A 20,944-nucleotide genomic window follows, 5' to 3' on the forward strand; every position below is an offset into this window, starting at 1 on the left:
GTCGGCCGTCGGTGCGACGATGACGGCGCCATGGACATCCGCGACGCGCTGAACGACGTCTACCTCGCCCAGTTCTACGACGCGGGGACTATGGCTCGCGCCGCGGGGATCCTCGACCACGTCCTCCGGCTCGAGGTCGTCCATGAGTCCTCGAGCAGCCTGACCGCCACCGCGCAGGTCCTGGGCTCGGCGCAGGTGCCCTACGACGTGCAGTTCCACGCCGAGGTCAACGAGACCTCCGACTGGGTCTTCAGTGCCTGCTCCTGCCCGGTCGCCAGGCTGTGCAAGCACGGCGCCGCCGTGGCGCTCCGGCTGCGCGGGGCGTCGAGTCCAGCACCTCTACCGGTCTGGCGCGAGCGCCTGGCCCGGATCAACGACGACCTGGCGCAACGGGCCCGGTCGACGCTCGTGGGCACGCGCCTCGGGCTGGAGATCTCCCGCCGCCCGGCCACCCGGTGGTCCCGCGGCACGCCCGGCGACTTCTCCATGCGCCCGATGCGCCCCGGCGCCCGCTCCGGCTGGGTGCGCAGTGGTGCCGAGTGGACCGACCTGTCCGGTCCGGCGGCCCGCAGCCGGTTCGTGCCGGCGCAGGCCGACGCGCTCCTGACGCTCCACCGCGGTCTCGTGGGGCTCCACACCTACCTGGCGGCCGGTGCCGCGCCGATGCTCGACGACTACGGCGACCGGCTCGTCCCGTCGTTGCGCGCAGCCGTCGACGCCGGGGTCACGCTGCTCCCCGGAGCCGGCGTCGACTCCCTGGCGCTGAGCCACGAGCCGGCACAGGTCACCGCCGACCTCACCACCCGCGGCGAGGAGTCCGTGCTCGAGGTCGCCGCGGAGGTGGGCGGGCGGCGCTGGCGCGGTGACCAGGTCATGCCCGTCGGGAGGCCGACCACGACCCTGGTCCTGGTCGAGGGCGACGACGTGCTGCTCACCGACCTGGTCGAGCCGTTGGACGAGGGCCTGCTCGACCTGCTCCTCGGTCCCCCCGTCGTCGTCGGCGCCGAGGACCTCGACCCGTTCCTCGGCGCCCTCGGACCGCTGAGCCGCCGGCTGGCGATCAGCTCGTCGGACGGCTCGCTGGAGGTGCCTGCTCCCCCGCCACCGCGCCTACGGCTCCACGTCACCTGGCACTCGCCCACCCACGCCTCCCTCGGGTGGGAGTGGGCCTACGGTGCGGCCAGCTGCGCCCTCACCTCGACGGACCCGCTCGGCGGCGTCCGGGACCCCTCGCTCGAGCGAGGGGTCCTCGCGACGGTCCCCGGCGCCCTGTCCGCGGCGACCTCGGTCCGCGACGGGGACGCCCTGGCCCTCGCGCTCCACGACCTGCCGCACCTGCGCACCCTGGCGGACATCGACGTCGTCGAGGACGAGCGGCCCGACTTCCGGGAGTCGACCACGGCCCCTCAGATCGCGTTCGCCCTCGCCGACGAGCAACCCGACCACACCGACTGGCTCGACCTGGAGGTGCAGGTCAGCATCGACGGCGAGCTCGTCCCGTTGCCCGACGTGCTGGCCGCGCTGACCCGCAAGGACGAGTTCCTCGTCCTCCCCAGCGGGCTCTACGTCGCCGTCGACCGGCCCGAGTTCGACCGCCTCCAGGAGGTCGTCGCCCTCGCCGCCCAGCTGCGCGAGGGCGAGCCCGGCCGCGTCAGCGTCGGGGCCACCGACCTCAGCGTGTGGGCCGAGCTGGCCGAGCTGGGCGTGGTCGACGCGCAGGCCGCGACGTGGGTGGAGCGGGCCACCGCCCTGCGCGACCTCGCCGACATCCCCCAGCCCGCCCCGGTCGGCCTGGTGACCGAGCTCCGCGCGTACCAGCTCGAGGGCTTCTGGTGGCTGGCGTTCCTCCACCAGCACGGCCTGGGCGGGATCCTGGCCGACGACATGGGGCTGGGAAAGACGCTGCAGGTGCTTGCGCTCGTGCAGCACGCCGTGGCCGGCGGGGCGAGCGATCCCTTCCTGGTCGTCGCACCCACCAGCGTGGTGACGGCGTGGCGCCAGCAGGCGACCACCCACGCGCCCGGGCTGCGGGTGGGCGTGGTGGGCCGCCGCACGCACGACGTCGCGGCGATCGCCCGCGACCACGACGTGGTGGTGACGACCTACGCGCTGCTCCGGCTCGAGCGCGAGCAGTTCGCGCCGTTGCACTGGGGCGGACTGGTGCTCGACGAGGCGCAGCAGGTCAAGAACCACCAGAGCAAGGCCTACGCCGCCGTGCGCGCCCTCGACGCCGACTTCCGCCTGGCGGTCACCGGCACGCCCTTCGAGAACCGGCTGATGGAGCTCTGGTCGCTGCTCTCCATCACCGCGCCCGGGCTCTACCCCGCACCGCGCCGGTTCCGTGACGTGGTCGTGGGTCCGGTCGAGAAGGACGGCGACGCGGCGGCGCTGGACCGGTTCCGCCGACGGATCAGGCCCTTCATGCTGCGCCGGACCAAGGAGCTGGTCGCCGCGGAGCTGCCGCCCAAGCAGGAGCAGGTGCTGGAGATCGAGCTCGCGCCGCGGCACCGCAAGATCTACGACACCCACCTCGCCAAGGAGCGCCAGAAGATCCTGGGGCTGGTGGAGGAGTTCGACCGCAACCGGGTCGCCATCTTCAGCGCGCTGACCAAGCTCCGCCAGCTCGCCCTCGACCCGGCGCTGGTCGACCCCGAGCACGACCGGGTGGGCTCCGCCAAGCTCGACCTGCTGGCCGACCAGCTGGCGGAGGTGACGGCCGAGGGCCACCAGGCGCTGGTGTTCAGCACCTTCACCACGTTCCTGCGACGCGTGCGCGACCGGCTCACGGCAGAGGGCATCGCGACGGTCTACCTCGACGGCAGCACACGTGACCGGGAGGCGGTCATCGAGGCGTTCCGTCGGGGTGAGGCACCGGTGTTCCTGATCAGCCTCAAGGCGGGCGGCGTCGGCCTCACGCTGACCGAGGCCGACTACGTCTACGTCCTCGACCCCTGGTGGAACCCTGCAGCCGAGGCCCAGGCCGTGGACCGCGCGCACCGCATCGGGCAGGACAAGCACGTCAACGTCTACCGCCTCGTCGCGACCGACACGATCGAGGAGAAGGTGATGGCGCTCAAGGCCCGCAAGGCCGAGCTCTTCGCCAAGGTCATGGACGGTGGGGGCGCTGCGAGCACGGGCATCACGGCCGAGGACATCCGCGGGCTCTTCGACTGAGCCCGCGTGAGCATCACTCCTGGTGGGCTGCGACGACCCGCTGCTCGCGCGCCGCGGGCACGACCAGGGCCGCCGGCATCAGCAGCACGGCCACCACCAGCAGCGCCTTGAGCGTGCCCACCTCGTCGCCGACGAAGCCGAGGAACGGCGGGCCGGCGAGGAAGGCGGCATAGCCGATGGTGGAGACGACGCTCACGCGCGACGCCGCCCGGAGCGGGTCGTCGGCCGCGGCGCTCATCCCCACGGGGAAGCCGAGCGAGGCGCCGACACCCCACAGCACGATGCCGACCACCACCAGCGCGGGCTGCTCGACGAAGACGATCATCAGCACACCGGCACCGGCGACGACCATCGTGCCCCACAGCACGGCGACCCGGCCGAAGCGGTCGATGAGGCCGGTGCCCGCGAACCGGCCCGCCGTCATGGCGAGCACGAACACGGCGAAGCCGGCGACTCCCGTCGCGTGCGAGACGTCGTGGCCGTCGACGAGTGCGACGGCGAGCCAGTCGTTGGCGGTGCCCTCGGTCATCGCCAGCGCCAGGACCATCACACCGATCAGCAGGGTGCGGGGCTCGAGCCATGCGCGGGCCGCCGACGTGCGGTGCTCCTCGTGCGTCTCGGCGACCGGCAGGAACGCCGGGGACGTGCGCCACACCAGCACGATCGACAGCAGCACGACCGCGACGAGGTGGACGAGTGCGGGCACCGACAGCTCGATCAGCAGCACACCGAGCAGGGCGCCCACGACCGTGCCGCCGCTGAAACCCGCGTGGAATCGGGGCATGATCGTACGACCGAGGCCGCGCTCGACCTCCGCGCCCTCGACGTTCATCGCGACGTCCCACACGCCGATGCCGAGGCCGTAGACGAAGAGACCGAGGACGGTCACCAGCAGGGCGTGCCCCAGGCCGAGGGCGGCGGTCACCATCCCGAGCGTCGCGGCGGCAGCGCCGATCCGCACGACCCGTACGGTGCCCCAGGCGTTGATCACCGCTCCCGTGGAGGGCAGCGCCACGACCGATCCCACGGCGATCGCCAGCAAAACGAGGCCGAGCTGGCCGTTGGTCAGCCCGAAGCTCGACCGGACCTCCGGGATCCGCGAGACCCAGCTGGCGAACACCAGTCCGTTGAGGAAGAACGTGAGGCCGACGGCGTTGCGGGCGGCGGTCAGGGTGGGCACAGCACTCCTCGGGGCACAGTGCGGGACGCACCGGCGAATCGTTTCGATCGAATCGATTCGATGCTACCTTCTCACTCGTGTCCGGTCCATCTCGCGCCCCCACCCTGGCCGACGTCGCGACGGCGGCGGGAGTCTCGCTGTCGACCGCCTCGCTGGCCTTCTCGGGCAACAAGCCGGTGTCGGCGGCCACCCGCGAACGGGTCGTCGCGGCCGCCGCGGCGCTGGGCTACTCCGGACCCAACCCGCTGGCGCGCAACCTGCGGCAGGGCCGCAGCGGTGTGGTCGGCATCGCGGTGGGCCAGCTGAGCACGGCGTTCCGCGACCCCGCCGCGCTGGCCATGCTCGACGCGATCTCGGAGGTGCTCGGAGCGTCCGGGCTCGGGCTCCTGCTGATGAGCGACGACGACGACCACGCCCGGCTCCCCCTCGACGCGGTCATCTACGACATCTGCGGGCGCGAGACCTGGGCGGCCTACGACGACCTCGTCGCGCGCGACGTACCCCTCGTCGTGGTGGAGGGCCCCGCGTGGCCCGGCGCCACCCACATCGACATCGACCACCGCAGTGGGTCGGCGGCCCTGGCGGCCCACCTCCACGACCTCGGGCACCGCAGGGTCGGGACCGTGACCCTCGCTGCCTCCCATCCGCAGCGCGAGCGCGAGGCGGGCCTGCGCGAGGTGTTCCCCGAGGCCACCGTCGTGGGCGCGTGCGACAGCGACGTCGCCGCGGCCCAGGCCCTGGTGACCGGCTGGTTCGCGCGCAGCGGAGACGCCACCGCGATCGTGTGCCAGAGCGACGTCCAGGCTGCCGGCGTGGTCCTCGAGGCACGACGACGTGGCATCCGGGTTCCCGAGGACCTGAGCGTCGCGGGGTTCGACGGCGTGGCCACGCCGTGGCTCGACCTCGAGCTCACGACGGTCGTGCAGCCGCTGGCGGGCAAGGGGCGTACGACGGCGGAGGCGGCGCTCGCCCGCATCCGGGGGACGGCTGTCGACGACGTCGTGCTCCCGGTCGAGCTCCGCATCGGCGACTCGACGGGTCCCGCCTGAGGCGACCTCAGCCCGGGGTCAGCGCCGGTTCCAGTCGGTGCCGGGGGGTCCGGACTCCAGCCATGACTGGAAGCCGGTGAGGGATGCCTCGCTCATGGCGATCTCCAGCGGGTCGCCACCGTAGTGGCAGGACGCGACCACGTGGCCGTCGTAGAGGGACATCTCCTCGGCGCCGGCCGGCGCGCGGCGTCCGGAGTAGTCCAGGAGGTCACGGGCCCAGACCCGCTTGGGGCGCGGGGACAGGGAGAAGATCCGGAACCACTCCAGCGACTGTCCGGAGTAGCGCCCGATGCCGAGCAGCCAGCCCCGTCCGGGGCGGTCGGAGCGGGCACGGAAGCTGAGCTCGAAGGTCCCGCCGTTGCGGGCGAGGAACCGGCGCCGGAAGATGAGCGCGATGCCGTAGAGCAGCGCAAGCAGGAGCACGAGCCCGACGAGGTCGAGCAGCCACTGCCAGACCGGCATCCATGTCCTTCCCGCGTCCTGGCCCACCGACAGATGAGCGCACGAACCCGAAGGTCCGTGCGCTCACCCTAGCGGTCGTGTGGGAGGAGCGGTCAGGAAGCCCGCTCCGCGGCACGCACGCGTGCCTCGGCACGACGTACGGCCTCCTGGGCAGCGTCGTCGTTCTCACCCGCGCCCTTGGCCCGCTCGAGGTCCTGGCGTGCCTTCTCCAGATCGATCTCGTGCGACATCTCGGCCCGCTCCGACAGGATCGAGACCCGGTTGTCGGCGACCGAAAGGAAGCCGGCGTCGACCGCCGCGATCCAGGTCTCACCCTCCACCGTCTGCACGTCCACGACGCCCTCGATGATCGAGGACAGCAGCGGAGCGTGGTTGGGGAGGATGCCGACGTCGCCCTCGGTGGTGCGGGCGATGACCATGGTGGCCTGGCCCGACCAGACGAGCCGGTCGGCAGCGACCAGCTCGACCTGCAGGACCTTGTCGGTCGACTCGGCCATCAGAGGCTCTTCTGGATCTCGGCCCACTTCTGCTCGACGTCGTCCAGACCGCCGCACATGAAGAAGGCCTGCTCGGCCACGTGGTCGTACTCGCCGTCAGCGATCTTGTTGAACGCCTCGATGGTGTCGGCCACCGGGACGGTCGAACCCTCGATGCCGGTGAACTGCTTGGCGACGTAGGTGTTCTGCGACAGGAAGCGCTGGATGCGGCGGGCCCGCGAGACGATGATGCGGTCCTCCTCGGACAGCTCGTCGACACCGAGGATCGCGATGATGTCCTGGAGCTCCTTGTTGCGCTGCAGGATCTGCTTGACCCGCACCGCGCAGCGGTAGTGGTCCTCGCCGATGTACTGCGGGTCCAGGATGCGCGACGTCGACGTCAGCGGGTCCACGGCCGGGTAGATGCCGAGCGAGGCGATCTCGCGCGACAGCTCGGTCGTGGCGTCCAGGTGGGCGAACGTCGTGGCCGGAGCCGGGTCGGTGTAGTCGTCTGCGGGGACGTAGATCGCCTGCAGCGACGTGATCGAGTGACCACGCGTCGAGGTGATGCGCTCCTGCAGCTGACCCATCTCGTCGGCCAGGTTGGGCTGGTAGCCCACCGCGGACGGCATGCGCCCGAGCAGCGTGGAGACCTCGGAACCGGCCTGGGTGAAGCGGAAGATGTTGTCGATGAAGAGCAGCACGTCCTGCTTCTGCACGTCGCGGAAGTACTCCGCCATCGTGAGGGCGGACAGGGCGACCCGCAGGCGCGTGCCCGGCGGCTCGTCCATCTGGCCGAAGACGAGGGCGGTCTGGCCGAGGACGCCGGCCTCCTCCATCTCGACGATGAGGTCGTTGCCCTCGCGGGTGCGCTCGCCGACCCCGGCGAACACCGACACACCGCCGTGGTCCTTGGCGACGCGGGCGATCATCTCCTGGATGAGCACGGTCTTGCCGACACCGGCACCACCGAACAGGCCGATCTTGCCGCCCTGCACGTAGGGGGTGAGCAGGTCGATGACCTTGATGCCGGTCTCGAACATCTGGGTCTTGGACTCCAGCTGGTCGAACGCCGGCGCCTTGCGGTGGATGCCCCAGCGCTCGGCGGGCTCGAAGGTCTCGCCCTCCTTGAGGTTGAGCACGTCACCGGTGGTGTTGAACACCTTGCCGAGCGTCGCGTCGCCCACGGGCACGGTGATCGACGCACCGGTGTCCTTGACCTGGCCGCCGCGGACCAGGCCGTCGGTCGGCTTCATCGAGATGGCGCGGACCATGCCGTCACCGATGTGCTGGGCGACCTCGAGGATGATCGAGTGGTGCTCGCCGCTGAGCTCGAAGTCGCACGTGAGCGCGTTGTAGAGCGGGGGCATCGAGTCGGACGGGAACTCGATGTCCACGACCGGGCCGATGACGCGGGCGATGCGGCCCACGCCGGCTGCGGAGGTGGTCTCCGCGGACTCGTTGATGGTGGCAGTCATATCTCATTCACTCCCGGCTTGTGCGTCGGCGAGCGCGTTGACGCCACCGACGATCTCGCTGATTTCCTGGGTAATGCCAGCCTGGCGGGCCTGGTTGGCAATGCGCTTGTACTTCTTGATGAGCTCGTCGGCGTTGTCCGTCGCGGCCTTCATCGCCTTCTGGCGTGCCGCCAGCTCCGAGGCCGCAGCCTGGAGCAGGGCGAAGAAGATCCGGCTCTGGACGTAGCGCGGCAGCAACGAGTCGAGCACGTCGCTCGGCGAGGGCTCGAACTCGTAGAGCGGCAGCAGGTCGCCCTCCTCGGGCGGCTCGGTGCCCTCGACGACCTCCAGCGGAAGGAGGCGTACGGCGGTGGGCTCCTGGTTGAGCATCGACCGGAACCGCGTGTAGACCACGTGGACCTCGTCGACCGCTGCGACGTCGTCGCCCTCCTCCGCGAGGAAGGTCTCGATGAGCGTGGCGCCGATCTCCGCAGCCACGTCGTACGTCGGCTGGTCGGAGAAGCCCGTCCACGACTGCGCCACGGGGCGCTGACGGAACTTGAAGTAGGCCTCCGCCTTGCGACCGGACGTGTAGATGTCGACGTCCTTGCCCTCGCCCCTGAGCTTCTCGATGAGGCGCTCGGCCTCCTTGAGCACGCTCGAGGAGTAGGCGCCGGCGAGCCCGCGGTCGGAGGTGACGATCAGGATCGCCGCCTTCTTGGGGTTCTCCGGCTCGAGGGTGAGGGCGTGGTCGACGTTGGAGAACGTCGCCACGGCCGACACCGCACGAGTCAGCTCACGGGCATAGGGCGCTGCGGCCTGGGCCCGCTGCTGCGCCTTGATGATGCGGGACGCAGCGATGAGCTCCATGGCACGCGTGATCTTCTTCATCGACTCCGTCGACTTGATCCGCGCGCGGTACTCGCGTACCGAGAGAGCCATTCCTCAGCCCCGCTTCTGCTTGACGATCTGCTCCTGCTCGACGTCCTCGTCCTCGAGGGCGACGTGCTCTTCCTTGCCGGCCTTGATGCTCTGGCCGTCGGAGGTCTCGAACTGGTCGAGGAAGGAGTCGTACGCCTGGGCGAGCTGGTCCTCGGTGGAGTCCTCGAACTTCGAGGTCTCCCGGATGCCCGCGAGGATGCCCTCGTGGCTGCGGCGCAGGTAGTCGAGGAACTCGTTCTCGAAGCGGAGCACGTCGTCGGTGGGCACCTTGTCCAGGCGCCCCGACGTGCCGGTCCACAGCGAGACGGTCATCTCCTCGACCGGGTAGGGCGAGTACTGCGGCTGCTTGAGCAGCGCCATCAGGCGCTGGCCGCGGTCGAGCTGCTGGCGCGAGGCCGCGTCGAGGTCCGAGGCGAACATCGCGAACGCCTCCATCGCGCGGAACTGCGCCAGGTCGACCTTGAGCGAACCGGTGACGGTCTTCATCGCCTTCGTCATCGCCGAGCCACCCACGCGCGAGACCGAGACACCCACGTCGATGGCGGGGCGCTGGTTGGCCGCGAACAGGTCCGACTGGAGGAAGATCTGCCCGTCGGTGATCGAGATGACGTTGGTCGGGATGAAGGCCGAGACGTCGTTGGCCTTGGTCTCGATGATCGGCAGGCCCGTCATCGAGCCCTTGCCCATCTCGTCGGAGAGCTTGGCGCACCGCTCGAGCAGCCGGCTGTGCAGGTAGAACACGTCGCCGGGGTAGGCCTCGCGGCCCGGCGGACGACGCAGCAGCAGCGACACGGCGCGGTAGGCCTCGGCCTGCTTGGTGAGGTCGTCGAACACGATCAGGACGTGCTTGCCGTCGTACATCCAGTGCTGGCCGATGGCCGAGCCGGTGTAGGGGGCGAGGTACTTGAAGCCGGCCGAGTCGGACGCGGGCGAGGCCACGATCGTCGTGTACTCGAGCGCGCCGGCCTCCTCGAGGGCGCCACGCACAGCGGCGATGGTCGAGCCCTTCTGACCGATCGCGACGTAGATGCAGCGCACCTGCTTGTCCGGGTCGCCGGACTCCCAGTTGGCCTTCTGGTTGATGATCGTGTCGATCGCGATCGTGGTCTTGCCGGTCGAGCGGTCGCCGATGATGAGCTGGCGCTGGCCGCGGCCGATGGGCGTCAGGGCGTCGATCGCCTTGATGCCGGTCGCGAGCGGCTCGTGCACCGACTTGCGCACCATGACGCCGGGAGCCTGCAGCTCGAGCGCGCGGCGGCCCTCGAGCGGGGTGATCTCGCCGAGGCCGTCGATCGCGGTGCCGAGCGGGTCGACCACGCGGCCGAGGTAGCCGTCACCGACGGGGACCGAGAGGATCTCGCCCGTGCGACGCACGACCTGGCCCTCCTCGATCTTGTCGAAGTCACCCAGGACCACGACACCGACCTCGCGCGTGTCGAGGTTGAGCGCGATGCCGAGCGTGCCGTCCTCGAACTCGAGCAGCTCGTTGGCCATGACCGAGGGCAGGCCACTGACGCGGGCGATGCCGTCGGCAGCCTCCGCGACCGTGCCGACCTCTTCCTTGGCCGCCGAGTCGGGCTTGTAGTCCGACACGAAGCGCTGAAGCGCGTCCCGGATCTCGTCCGGACGGATGGACAGCTCCGTCATTTCATTCACCTGTTCTCTGGGTCTGCTGCTGCTCGAAAAGTTCTTGGATGTCGGTCGTGGCTGCGTCAGCCGGCGAGCCTGCGGCCGGCGTCGTCGAGACGGCTGGACACCGTCCCGTCGATGACGTCGTCACCGATCTCGACGCGGATGCCACCGAGGACCTCGGGGTCGACGATGACGTTGAGGTGCACGTCGCGGCCGTAGGTGCGCGCGAGCGCACCGGCCAGTCGCTCGCGGTCCGCGTCAGCCAGGGGGCGGGCGACGCGAACGGTCGCCACTCCCTCGCCACGGACCTCGGCGGCCACCTTCTGGTAGGCGGCGAGGGCGACCGCCACCGTGCGGTGGCTGCCGGACAGCGACTGCTGCACGAGCGCCACCGTGGCGGGGAGGACCTTGTCGCCCAGCAGGCCCTTGACCAGGCCTGACTTGTCGGCGCGGCTGCGGGCCGGGTCGGAGAGCGCGTCGCGCAGCTCCGGGTTGGCCTGGATGAGCCGGCCCACGGCGAAGACCTCGTCCTCGAGTCGACCGGCGTCGCCGCCGGTGGACCGCACCGTGGCGACCACACCGAGCTGCTCGAGGGCGTCGCTCAGGTCACGACCCGAGGTCCACCGCTGAGCTACCGCCGTGGCGACGACGTCCATGGCCTCGGGCGAGACCTTGTCGCCGAGCACGCCGCGGAGCAGGTCGGCCTTGGCCTCACCGCGCAGCGACACGTCGGTGGCGACCCGGCGCAGGCCCGGCTCGGCGCGGAACAGGTCCGCCGTCCCGAACAGGTCCTGACCCACCCGGCCCAGGTCGCCGGTGCCCGGAAGCACTGCGGCGGCTGCGGCATAGGCGTCTGCGGACGCACCTCGCATCATCAGTTGACGCTCCCCGATGCGGCACCGTTGGACGCCTCGAGGTCGGTGAGGAAGCGCTCGACGACGCGGCTCTGACGAGCCTCGTCCTCCAGGCTCTCCCCGACGATGCGACCGGCCAGGCCGGTCGCGAGGGCGCCGACCTCGGCACGGAGGGAGGTGACCGCCTGCTGGCGCTCGGCCTCGATCTGGGCCTTGCCGTGCTCGACGATGCGCGCGGACTCGGCCTGGGCCGTCTCCCGCATCTCGGCCACGATCTGGGCGCCCTGCTCACGCGCTTCCTCGCGGATGCGCGCTGCCTCGTGCCGGGCGTCGCCGAGCTGCTTCTCGAGCTCGGCGAGCTTGGCATCGGCCTCGGCCTGCTTGGTCTCGGCCGCAGCGATGCCACCCTCGATCGCCTGGGTGCGCTCGGCGAAGGTCTGCTCGAAACGAGGAGCGACGTACTTCCAGATGAGGAACAGCAGGATGCCGAAGGTCACGAGCGACAGGGCGAACTCGACGGGCACGAAGCCGAGCGGGTTCTCCGGGGCGTGGCCGCCCTCGGTGGGCTCGGTTCCTTCCGCGAGGAAGATCAGATTCTGCATGGCAGTCCTTCGTCAGTCGTGCAAGCGGGTCGTGTCAGAGGACGAACGCGAGCGCGATACCGATGATGGCGAGCGCCTCGGCCAGGGCGAATCCCAGGATGGCGATCGACTGGAGGCGACCCTGCGCCTCGGGCTGGCGCGCGACACCGGAGATGTAGGCCGCGAAGATCAGACCGATGCCGACGCCGGGGCCGATGGCCGCGAGTCCGTAGCCGATCATGTTGAGGTTGCCGTCCACGGCAGTTTCCTTTCGGTTGGTGCTACTTCACAGGTAGGGGTGGAGCAGATCAGGGGGTCGGGCAGGTGGTGCGGGTGGATCAGTGCTCGTCGGCGAGCGCACCGGAGATGTACATCGCGTTGAGCAGGGTGAAGACGTAGGCCTGGAGGAACTGCACCAGGAGCTCGAGGAACGAGATCGCGATCGCCAGCACCCACGCGAGCGGGCCGGCGACGTAGCCGATGCCGCCGTACTCGAGGAGGAACAGGCCACCGGTCGAGAACAGGATCAGGAGCAGGTGGCCGGCGAACATGTTGGCGAAGAGACGCAGGGCCAGCGTGGCCGGGCGGACCAGGATGTTGGAGAAGAACTCCAGCGGCACCAGGAGCGGGTACATCACGGGGCTGACGCCGGACGGGACGCTCTGGAGCTTGAGGTAGCCGAGGAGCCCGTGCTTGTGGATGCCGACCCCGTTGTAGATGACCCAGCTCAGACCCGCCAGCGCGTAGGCCATCGACGCACGCGAGAAGGTGGGGAACTGGATCGCCGGGATCGATGCGAACGCGTTGTTGATCAGCAGGAAGAAGAAGAGCGTCACCAGGTAGGGGACGAACTTCGCGTAGTCCTTGCTGCCGATGATGTCGCGGCCGATCGAGTTGCGCACCATGCCGTAGGCGGCCTCGCCGGCGAACTGCAGGCGGCCCGGCACGAGGGTGGCGCGGCGCGCGGCGGCGTAGAAGAACACGAAGACGATGACGGCGCCGAGCAGCAGCTGGACCATGGGCTTGGTGACCGCGAGGCCACCGATGTGGAACAGCGGGACCTCGCTGAAGTCGAAGCTGTTGGGTCCGGGAGCGAGGAACTCGCCACCCTCGGACTCAGCCATCGTGATGCCGAACATCGAGTCAGTCTCCTACTGGCTTGTCGTCTGCGCTTGCCTTGTTGAACCGTGCGTACGTCATGTAGATCCCGAAGCCGGCACCGATGAGGATGCCGATCGCCACGAGGAAGGTCGTTCCCAGCCAGCGATCGAGGGCCCAGCCAGCCAGACCGTAGACGGCTACACCCGACACGACGTAGCCGAAGGCGTGCCAGGGGTCGCCCTTGGAGGTGTCGTCGGGTCCGGCCGTCGGGGGAAGCTGTCGAGCCATCGCGGTCCGCACACTAGCAGCGGATTCGGTCATCGCTCACCCCCGGGGTGATCGACCAATGCGTCAGCCGGTGTGGTCTCGAACGCCGGGATCCGCTGGCGGGTGGCGGCGACCAGCTGGCCCACCATCCACAGGAGCGTCACCGCGATGACGCCGGCCGCGAACCAGCCGCGGGACAGCGTCTCGGCGCCCACGCCGGCGCGGTCGATCGCGGTGATGCAGAGCGCGAGCACCAGGAGCTGGAGGGCGTACGTCATGAGCGCGACGAGCAAGGACGCAGCAGGCATCAGGCGCGCGACGACGCCCACGACGGCGATGCCGAGGGCGAACACGGCCAGGGTGAGCACTCCCCCGGTGGATGCGCCCACGACGGCCGCGCGGCCGTCCGTCAGCGCCGCAGCGACCACGAGGACGAGCACCGCGACCGCGCCTGCGCCCACGGCACCGAGGAGCGGGGACAACCCGGTGCGGGTGCCTGGCTTCGACTCGGTCGTCATGGCGGCGGCCTGTCTCTGGGAGAGGTCATCTTCAGTGCTCGTGAAAGTTATCACAAAGTCTGGGAGGGGCTCCAATCAGACTTCGTGGACCGTCTCCCCCGCCTCCTGCGCGTCGGTCCGGGCCTCGTCCAGCCGCCCCTCGATGATCGCGTTCTCGGGCAGCCCGGTGTCGCCCAGCCCGGTCTTGCGCGGTCGATGCACCTGGGGCAGCACGAAGGTCATCACGATCGTCAGGGCGAGCATGGAGCCCAGGCTCCACCACACCCACGGGTCGTCGTAGAGGCTGACGAGCACCGCGCCGGACGCCACGGTGAAGGCCCAGAACCACATGATCAGCACGGCTCGGCGCTGGGAGTGGCCGATCTCGAGGAGGCGGTGGTGCAGGTGCTGCTTGTCCGCACTCATCGGCGAGCGGCCCGCCCGCGTGCGGCGTACGACGGCCAGCACGAGGTCGGCCATGGGCACCATCAGCAGCGCGATCGGCAGCAGCACCGGCAGGACCGTCACGAAGAGGCTGTTGCCTCCGGTGGCCGGCATGCCCACGAACTGGCCGGTCAGGGTCAGTGCGCTTGCGGAGAGCACCAGGCCGATCAGCATCGAGCCCGAGTCGCCCATGAAGAGGCGGGCCGGGTGGAAGTTGTGCGGCAGGAACCCGGCGCACGCGCCGGCCAGCGCCGCACTCAGCAGGGCGCCGGTCGTCGCCAGGGTGAGGTTGTTCGTGGCGGACACCGCGTAGCAGTAGACGAAGAAGGCGGCTGCGCCGATGCCGACGATGCCCGCGGCCAGGCCGTCCAGGCCGTCGACGAAGTTGACCGCGTTCATCGTGCCGATGACCACGACGAGGGTCAGCAGCGCACCCTGGGCGTTGTCGAGGGAGAACTGCACGCCGTCCGGGCTCGGGAAGTAGTAGAACCGCACCCCCATGGCGACCAGCAGACCGGCGGCGAGGACCTGCCCGCCGAGCTTGGTGAGCGCGTCGAGCTCGAAGATGTCGTCGACGACCCCGACGGCGCACACCAGCGCGCCCGCCATGAGCACGACGCCCGCATCCTCGAAGACGAAGCCCTCGCTCCGGGTGAGGAACGGCAGCTCGCGCGCGACGACGTAGGCGGCGCAGAGGCCACCGAGCATCGCCAGCCCGCCGAGGTAGGGGATCGGCTCCGCGTGGACGTCGCGGTCGCGCACCGCGGCCACGGCGCCGGTGCGCAGCGCGATCTCGCGGGCGATGACAGTGAGGAGGTAGGTCACCGACAGGGCGACCAGGAAGACGAGGAGGTACTCCCGCAACCGTCAGCCCTCGTCCGAGAGCACCACGCCGTGCTCCTCGATGGCGGCGTTCAGCTCCTCGAGCGACAGGGCGCCGAGACGCAGGACGCGGCCCTCCGGGACGGTGACGTCGATGATCGTGGAGGCCTCGCCGCCCGGGGAGTCGCCGCCGTCGACGATGACCGCGACGACGTCGCCCAGCATCTCCTCCGCCTGGTCGGCGTCGGTCGCGGCCGGGCGGCCGGTGAGGTTGGCCGACGACACGGCCAGGGGTCCGGTGCGCTCGAGGACCGCCAGCGCGAGGGCGTCGTCGGGCATCCGGACCGCGACGGTGCCGCGGGTCTCGCCCAGGTCCCACACCAGCGAGCCCTGCTGGCGACAGACCAGCGTGAGCGGGCCGGGCCAGAACGTCTCGACGAGGGTGCGCGCCCACGCAGGTACGCCCTCGGCGAGCGCGTCGAGCGTGGTGGCGGCGGAGACCAGCACCGGAGGCGGCATCTCCCGACCCCGGCCCTTGGCCTCGAGGAGGCTCCGGACGGCGTCGTGGGAGAACGCGTCGGCGGCGATGCCGTAGACGGTGTCGGTCGGGATCACCACCAGCTCGCCACGTCGTACGGCACCGGCGGCGGCGGTCACTGCCGCCTCCCGTTCCTCCTCGGTCGAGGTCGCAAGCCTGTCCACGTGGCTCATCGTGCCAGTCGAGCGGTCAGGTAGCGCGCCCGACCCGCGAGGTCTCGGTGGTCGGCCACGTCGACCCAGCGGCCCGAGGCCGCGAAGACACCCGGTGCCGACTCCCCCTGCACGTCGGCGTGCTCGGCGCCGACCACTCCCCCGGGCCGCAGCAGCAGGGCGGCGCGCTGCTCGAGGACCCGGATCGCGTCGAGGCCGTCCTGCCCGGAGAACAGCGCCAGGTGCGGGTCGTGGTCGCGAGCCTCCGCGGCCACCGACTCCCACGCCTCGAGCGGGATGTAGGGCGGGTTGCAGACCACCACGTCGACGGTGCCCGCGAGGTCGTCGAAGGCGGTGGCGAGGTCGCCGTGGCGCAGGTCGACGCCCGTGCCGGCAAGGTTGCGCTCGGCCCAGGCCAGCGCGCCCTCGTCGAGCTCGACGGCATGGACGTCGGCGTCGGGGACCTCGTCGGCGACTGCCTTGGCGATCGCTCCCGACCCGGTGCAGAGGTCCACGACGAGGGCCGGCCGGTCGAGGGCCGACGCCGCGTCGATCGCCCAGCCGGCGAGCAGCTCGGTCTCGGGGCGCGGCACGAAGACCCCGGGGCCGACGGCCAGCTCGACGTGGCGGAACGCAGCGGTGCCGGTCAGGTGCTGGAGCGGCTCACGGGCAGCCCGCCGCGCCAGCAGGACGTCGTACTGCTCCTGCTGGGGCGGGGTCAGGTCGTCGACCAGCGGCAACCGGCCCAGCCCGACGTCGAGGACGTGGGCGAGCAGCAGGTCGGCGTCGCGCTCGGGTGAGGCGACTCCGGCCGCACGCAGCAGTGATGACGCGTCGCGCCGGGCCACGCTCGCGCGCACCTTGCCCTCCACCTCAGGACTCCAGCGCCGCCAGGCGGGCGGCCATGTCGGTCTCGACGCACGACTCGAGCACCGGCGCGAGGTCGCCGTCGAGCACCTGGTCGAGGTTGTAGGACTTGTAGCCGGTGCGGTGGTCGGAGATCCGGTTCTCGGGGAAGTTGTAGGTCCGGATCCGCTCGGAGCGGTCGACCGTACGCACCTGCGAGCGCCGCACGTCGCTGGCCTCCGCATCGGCAGCGTCCTGCGCGGCCTGGAGCAGCCGCGAGCGCAGGATCCGCATCGCGGACTCCTTGTTCTGCAGCTGGCTCTTCTCGTTCTGGCAGCTCGCCACGATGCCGGTGGGCACGTGCGTGATGCGCACGGCCGAGTCGGTGGTGTTGACGCTCTGGCCGCCGGGCCCGCTGGAGCGGTAGACGTCGATGCGCAGGTCGTTGTCGTCGATGGTCACGTCGACCGGCTCGGCCTCGGGCGACACGAGGACTCCCGCGGCCGAGGTGTGCACGCGGCCCTGCGACTCGGTGACCGGCACCCGCTGGACGCGGTGCACGCCACCCTCGAACTTGAGCAGGGCGTAGGGCGCCTGGCCGGGTTCGACGGTCCCCCGGGCCTTCACCGCCGCAGTGACCGACTTGAAGCCGCCGAGGTCGGACTCGGTGGCATCGAGGATCTCCACGCTCCACCCGCGGGTCTCGGCGTAGCGGGAGTACATCCGGAGCAGGTCGCCGGCGAAGAGGGCCGACTCCTCGCCGCCCTCGCCGGACTTGATCTCCAGCAGGGCGTCCTTGCCGTCGGCGGCGTCGCGCGGCACCAGGAGTCGGCGCAGCCGCTCCGAGGCGACCTCGCGCCGCACGGCCAGCTCCTCGGCCTCCTGGGCGAACGCCGGGTCGTCGGCCCCGAGCTCGCGGGCGGCCTCGATGTCGTCACCGAGCTGCAGCCAGTCCTGCCACGTCGTCACGACTGCGGTCAGCTCGGCGTAGCGCTGGTTGAGCTGCTTGGCCAGGCGCTGGTCGGCGTGGGTCTCGGGGAGGGCGAGCCGTTGCTCGATCTCGAGGTGCTCCTGACGCATGCCTTCGACGGCCTCGAACACCGTTCCTCCTCGACTCAGCAGATTTGGGCGGACCTGGACAGACGACAAGACGCCGGCCACCCGCACGAAGCGGGCGACCGGCGCCTGGCGTGGACTACTTGCTCTCGACCGACTCGGCGGAGGCAGCCTCGGCAGCAGCGGCCGGGGTCTTCTTGGCGTAACGGGCCTCGAAGCGGGCGACGCGGCCACCGGTGTCGAGGATCTTCTGCTTGCCGGTGTAGAACGGGTGGCACTGCGAGCAGACATCGGCGTGGAGCTTGCCGGAGGTCGCGGTGCTGCGGGTCGTGAACGATGCGCCACAGGTGCAGGTGACGGCGGTCTCGACGTAGTCGGGGTGCGTGTCCTTCTTCATGGTGTTCCTCTCGGGTGGGTTCCGGGTCGTCCGCGTGGATCGCTCAGGACGTGAACCGGAACCGGCTCAGTGTGCCACCGCTCTCAACAGCGGCGCCAATCGGTGCATTCCCTCGCGGGAGCGTGGTCGGGGTGCTCCCGCGATCAGCGCGAGCCGAAGACCTTGGTCACGGCCTGCGGGGAGTCGGCTGCGGCGAGCTGCTTGCGCAGGTTGCCGACCACTGCGCCCTCGGCGGGCGCGAGCAGCCTGTCCTCGTGTCGGGTGCCCGACGCGGCGACGTCGACGGCCGGGACGATGCCCTTGGCCGCGCGGTCCGCGCTGAGCACCAGCTCCAGGTTGGCGGTCCCTTCGAGCTCCTCCAGGAAGAACTCGTCCGTGGCCGACCCGGTGCCCACGCTCACCGTGGCCAGGATCGTCAGCGATCCGGCGTCCTCGAGCTTGCGGGCGGCGCCGAAGAACTCCTTGGTCGGGTGCACGGCGGACGCGTCGACGAGCCCGCCGAGGATCCGGCCGTTGGCCGGAGCGGCCAGGTTGTAGGCCCGGCCGAGGCGGGTCAGGGAGTCGAGGAGCACGACCACGTCGTGGCCCAGCTCCACCAACCGCTTGGCCCGCTCGATGGCCAGCTCGGCGACGAGGGTGTGGTCGGCCGGCTGCCGGTCGAAGGTCGAGGCGACGACCTCGCCCTTCACGGCACGCTGGAAGTCGGTGACCTCCTCGGGGCGGGTGTCCACCAGCACCACCATCACGTGGCACTCGGGGTTGTTGGTCGTCACCGACTGGGCGATCGACTGCAGCAGCGACGTGGCACCCGTACGCGGCGGCGCGAGCACGAGACCACGCTGGCCCTTGCCGACCGGCGCGGCGATGTCGATCACGCGACCGATCGGGTTGGCCTCGTCCGTGGCCAGGCGCAGCCTCTGGTGCGGGTGGACCGGCACCGCGTCGGCGAACTCGGGACGCTCCTTGGCGCCCTCCGCCTCGGTGCCGTTGACACTGTCGATGCGGACCATCGGGTTGAACTTCTCGCGACGCTCCCCCTCGCGGGGCTGGCGTACCTGGCCGACGACCGCGTCGCCGCGGCGCAGGTGGTACTTCCGCACCATCGAGAGCGAGAGGTAGACGTCCTCCGGACCGGGCAGGTATCCCGAGGTCCGTACGAACGCGCAGTTGTCGAGCACGTCGAGGATGCCGGCGGCCGGCACCAGGACGTCGTCCTCGAGGATCGTGGTGTCGGGCTCGTTGCGGCTGCCGGTGCGCACGGTCGTGCGGTCACGGCCGCGACGGCGCCGGTTGCGACGGCTGCCGCCCTCGTCGTCCTCGTCGTCGTCCTGCAGGTTGCGGTCCTGCTGGTTCTGCTGGTTCTGGGCCTGCTGGTTGCGGTCCTGCTGGCGGTCCTGCTGCTGGTTGCGGTCCTGCTGGTTGCGATCCTGCTGGTTGCGGTCCTGCTGCTGCCGGTCCTGCTGGTTCTGCTTGCCCTGCGGCTGCTTCTGGCCCTGCTTGGCCGGCTTCTGGTCCTGCTGCTTGGGCTGGTCCTTGGGCTGGTCCTTCGCCTCCTCGCGCGCGGCGGGCTGCTCGGCCTTCGCCTCGGCGGCCTGCTCGGCCTGGCGCTGCTTGCGCGTGCGGGTCCGCACCGTCGGCTGGGCGGCGGTCGGCTCGGGTGCCGGCTGCTCGGGCGCGGTCTGCTCGGGTGCCGACTGCTCGGGTGCCGACTGCTCGGGTGCGGTCTGCTCGGGCTCAGCCTCGGCGGCAGGAGCCGGGTCCGTCTTCGCGGGCGCGCCCGACTGGGTCGCCTTGATCGCGTCGACCAGCTGCGCCTTCTTCATCGAGCCGGCGCCGGCGACGCCGAGGCCGGCGGCCATCGACTTGAGGTCGGCCAGCAGCATCGAGTTCAGCCCGGCCGACTTGGCGGCGGCCTTCCTGGCCGGCTTCTTCTCCGCTGTCTTCTCCGGGGCGTCGGAGGGAGCAGCAGTGGGGGTCTCGGTCACGTGGGTCCTTCGCACGTTGCGTCACCTGCGAGGCGCGAGGAGCGGCCTACGAGGCGGATGGTGGTGCCCATGCGCGCGGCCCTCGAGAGTGCAGAGGGGCTACGGCGGGCGGATACGCCGAACGGCGTGCCGTCAGGTTAGCAGGGTGGCGCCGACGGACTCGATCGCCAGGTCGTGACACTCCCAGGCGTCGGGACAGCGTCCGGTGAGCGTCGAGGTGTCGCTCGTGCCGAAGGCCAGCACGGTCGGTCCGGCTCCGGACACCACGGCAGGTACGCCGTCGGCGCGCAGGCGGCGTACGAGCGCCAGCGTCTCCGGCATCGCCGGCTCCCGCTGCTCCTGGTGGAGCCAGTCGCGGGTGGCGGCGAGGAGGTGCTCGGGCTGGCCGGTGAGGGCCGCGACGAGGAGCGCGGCGCGCCCGGAGTTGGCGGCCGCGTCGGCGTGCGGCACCGCGTCGGGCAGGAGTCCCCGCGCGACCGCGGTCTCGACGCCGGTCGGCGGGACGAACACGACCGCGGTGACCCGCGGATCGACGCCGACCCGGACGGCGTACCAGTGGCCGTCCTCGCGCCCCGAGATCACGAAGCCGCCGTAGAACGCCGGGGCGACGTTGTCGGGGTGCCCCTCGAGGTCGGCGGCGAGGTCGAAGAGCGCCTCGTCGGAGGCGAGCAGCTGGCCCCCGGCGACGAGTGCACGGGCGAGCACGACACCGGCGACGATCGCAGCAGAGGACGAGCCGAGGCCGCGCGCGTGCGGGATGACGTTGTGGCACGACAGCCGCAGGCCGGGCGGCTGGGCGCCCATCAGGTCGAAGGCCGCCCTCATGGCTCGGACGACCAGGTGCGACTCGTCGCGCGGCACGCCGTCCGCGCCGGCGCCCTCGACCTCGACGACCAGCCCGTCGGGGAGCACCTCCGCCTCGAGCCGGTCACGCAGCGACAACGCGAGGCCGAGCGAGTCGAAACCCGGTCCGAGGTTGGCGGACGTGGCGGGCACGGTCACCCGGACCGGGCCCTCGACGAAGGTCGCCAT

At 71.0% G+C, this 20,944-nt stretch carries 21 protein-coding genes; 2 read left to right on the forward strand and 19 right to left on the reverse strand.

Annotated elements, in window-relative coordinates:
- The first annotated feature begins 30 nt into the window (after positions 1-30).
- Entirely contained in the window at positions 31-3,174 is a 3,144-nt protein-coding gene (locus BM127_RS08565; protein WP_091197355.1) for a DEAD/DEAH box helicase, read from the forward strand.
- Between the two features lie 13 nt (positions 3,175-3,187).
- On the opposite strand, the gene BM127_RS08570 is transcribed toward BM127_RS08565, so the two are convergent.
- Positions 3,188-4,354, reverse strand: coding sequence for an MFS transporter (locus tag BM127_RS08570; protein ID WP_091197358.1), 1,167 nt, complete (start codon positions 4,352-4,354; stop codon positions 3,188-3,190).
- Positions 4,355-4,431: 77 nt separating this feature from the next.
- On the opposite strand from BM127_RS08570, the gene BM127_RS08575 reads away from it, so the two are divergent.
- On the forward strand, positions 4,432-5,403 hold the full coding sequence (locus BM127_RS08575) for a LacI family DNA-binding transcriptional regulator (protein ID WP_091197360.1): 972 nt from the start codon (positions 4,432-4,434) through the stop codon (positions 5,401-5,403).
- 18 nt (positions 5,404-5,421) lie between these two features.
- Here BM127_RS08575 and BM127_RS08580 read toward each other — a convergent pair whose 3' ends face one another.
- The 18 genes from BM127_RS08580 to thrB form a co-directional block, all read right to left on the reverse strand.
- Positions 5,422-5,865: a DUF2550 domain-containing protein gene (locus BM127_RS08580; protein ID WP_091197363.1), complete on the reverse strand. Its 444-nt coding sequence runs from the start codon at positions 5,863-5,865 to the stop codon at positions 5,422-5,424.
- Positions 5,866-5,957: 92 nt separating this feature from the next.
- Positions 5,958-6,362 carry a F0F1 ATP synthase subunit epsilon gene (locus BM127_RS08585; RefSeq protein ID WP_091197364.1) on the reverse strand — a complete coding sequence of 135 codons (405 nt, stop codon included), beginning with the start codon at positions 6,360-6,362 and terminating at the stop codon, positions 5,958-5,960.
- Positions 6,362-7,819: a F0F1 ATP synthase subunit beta gene (gene atpD, locus BM127_RS08590; protein ID WP_091197367.1), complete on the reverse strand. Its 1,458-nt coding sequence runs from the start codon at positions 7,817-7,819 to the stop codon at positions 6,362-6,364. The genes BM127_RS08585 and atpD overlap by 1 nt, the downstream gene beginning before the upstream one ends.
- 3 nt (positions 7,820-7,822) lie before the next feature.
- Complete coding sequence (locus BM127_RS08595) at positions 7,823-8,740, reverse strand: F0F1 ATP synthase subunit gamma (protein WP_091197369.1); 918 nt, start codon at positions 8,738-8,740, stop codon at positions 7,823-7,825.
- Between the two features lie 3 nt (positions 8,741-8,743).
- Positions 8,744-10,387, reverse strand: coding sequence for a F0F1 ATP synthase subunit alpha (gene atpA / locus BM127_RS08600; protein WP_091197372.1), 1,644 nt, complete (start codon positions 10,385-10,387; stop codon positions 8,744-8,746).
- Between the two features lie 65 nt (positions 10,388-10,452).
- Positions 10,453-11,247, reverse strand: coding sequence for a F0F1 ATP synthase subunit delta (locus BM127_RS08605; RefSeq protein WP_091197375.1), 795 nt, complete (start codon positions 11,245-11,247; stop codon positions 10,453-10,455).
- A complete protein-coding gene (locus BM127_RS08610; protein WP_091197378.1) occupies positions 11,247-11,828 on the reverse strand; it encodes a F0F1 ATP synthase subunit B in 582 nt (193 codons plus the stop codon). The genes BM127_RS08605 and BM127_RS08610 overlap by 1 nt, the downstream gene beginning before the upstream one ends.
- 34 nt (positions 11,829-11,862) lie before the next feature.
- The gene (gene atpE / locus BM127_RS08615) at positions 11,863-12,066 is read right to left on the reverse strand and encodes an ATP synthase F0 subunit C (RefSeq protein ID WP_269800883.1); all 204 of its coding nucleotides are present in this window, start codon (positions 12,064-12,066) and stop codon (positions 11,863-11,865) included.
- A gap of 79 nt (positions 12,067-12,145) precedes the next feature.
- On the reverse strand, positions 12,146-12,946 hold the full coding sequence (gene atpB, locus BM127_RS08620; protein ID WP_091197381.1) for a F0F1 ATP synthase subunit A: 801 nt from the start codon (positions 12,944-12,946) through the stop codon (positions 12,146-12,148).
- A gap of 4 nt (positions 12,947-12,950) precedes the next feature.
- Positions 12,951-13,196 (reverse strand): AtpZ/AtpI family protein, encoded by a 246-nt coding sequence (locus tag BM127_RS08625; protein WP_101228832.1) that lies wholly within the window; start codon positions 13,194-13,196, stop codon positions 12,951-12,953.
- Positions 13,197-13,225: 29 nt separating this feature from the next.
- A complete protein-coding gene (locus tag BM127_RS08630) occupies positions 13,226-13,693 on the reverse strand; it encodes a hypothetical protein (RefSeq protein ID WP_091197386.1) in 468 nt (155 codons plus the stop codon).
- Positions 13,694-13,768: 75 nt separating this feature from the next.
- Positions 13,769-14,980, reverse strand: a complete 1,212-nt coding sequence (locus BM127_RS08635; protein ID WP_091197389.1) for an MraY family glycosyltransferase — start codon at positions 14,978-14,980, stop codon at positions 13,769-13,771.
- 3 nt (positions 14,981-14,983) lie between these two features.
- The gene (locus BM127_RS08640; RefSeq protein WP_091197391.1) at positions 14,984-15,649 is read right to left on the reverse strand and encodes an L-threonylcarbamoyladenylate synthase; all 666 of its coding nucleotides are present in this window, start codon (positions 15,647-15,649) and stop codon (positions 14,984-14,986) included.
- On the reverse strand, positions 15,646-16,488 hold the full coding sequence (prmC, locus tag BM127_RS08645) for a peptide chain release factor N(5)-glutamine methyltransferase (RefSeq protein ID WP_091197963.1): 843 nt from the start codon (positions 16,486-16,488) through the stop codon (positions 15,646-15,648). Before prmC ends, BM127_RS08640 begins: the two co-directional genes overlap by 4 nt.
- A gap of 13 nt (positions 16,489-16,501) precedes the next feature.
- Complete coding sequence (prfA, locus tag BM127_RS08650; RefSeq protein ID WP_091197393.1) at positions 16,502-17,575, reverse strand: peptide chain release factor 1; 1,074 nt, start codon at positions 17,573-17,575, stop codon at positions 16,502-16,504.
- Positions 17,576-17,669: 94 nt separating this feature from the next.
- Positions 17,670-17,927: a 50S ribosomal protein L31 gene (rpmE, locus tag BM127_RS08655; protein ID WP_091197396.1), complete on the reverse strand. Its 258-nt coding sequence runs from the start codon at positions 17,925-17,927 to the stop codon at positions 17,670-17,672.
- A 143-nt stretch (positions 17,928-18,070) separates the two neighbouring features.
- Positions 18,071-19,912, reverse strand: coding sequence for a transcription termination factor Rho (gene rho, locus BM127_RS08660; protein WP_091197399.1), 1,842 nt, complete (start codon positions 19,910-19,912; stop codon positions 18,071-18,073).
- A gap of 132 nt (positions 19,913-20,044) precedes the next feature.
- Positions 20,045-20,944 (reverse strand): homoserine kinase, encoded by a 900-nt coding sequence (gene thrB / locus BM127_RS08665; RefSeq protein ID WP_091197402.1) that lies wholly within the window; start codon positions 20,942-20,944, stop codon positions 20,045-20,047.

This window comes from Nocardioides alpinus, from assembly GCF_900112035.1.
GTDB classification, from domain to species: domain Bacteria; phylum Actinomycetota; class Actinomycetes; order Propionibacteriales; family Nocardioidaceae; genus Nocardioides; species Nocardioides alpinus.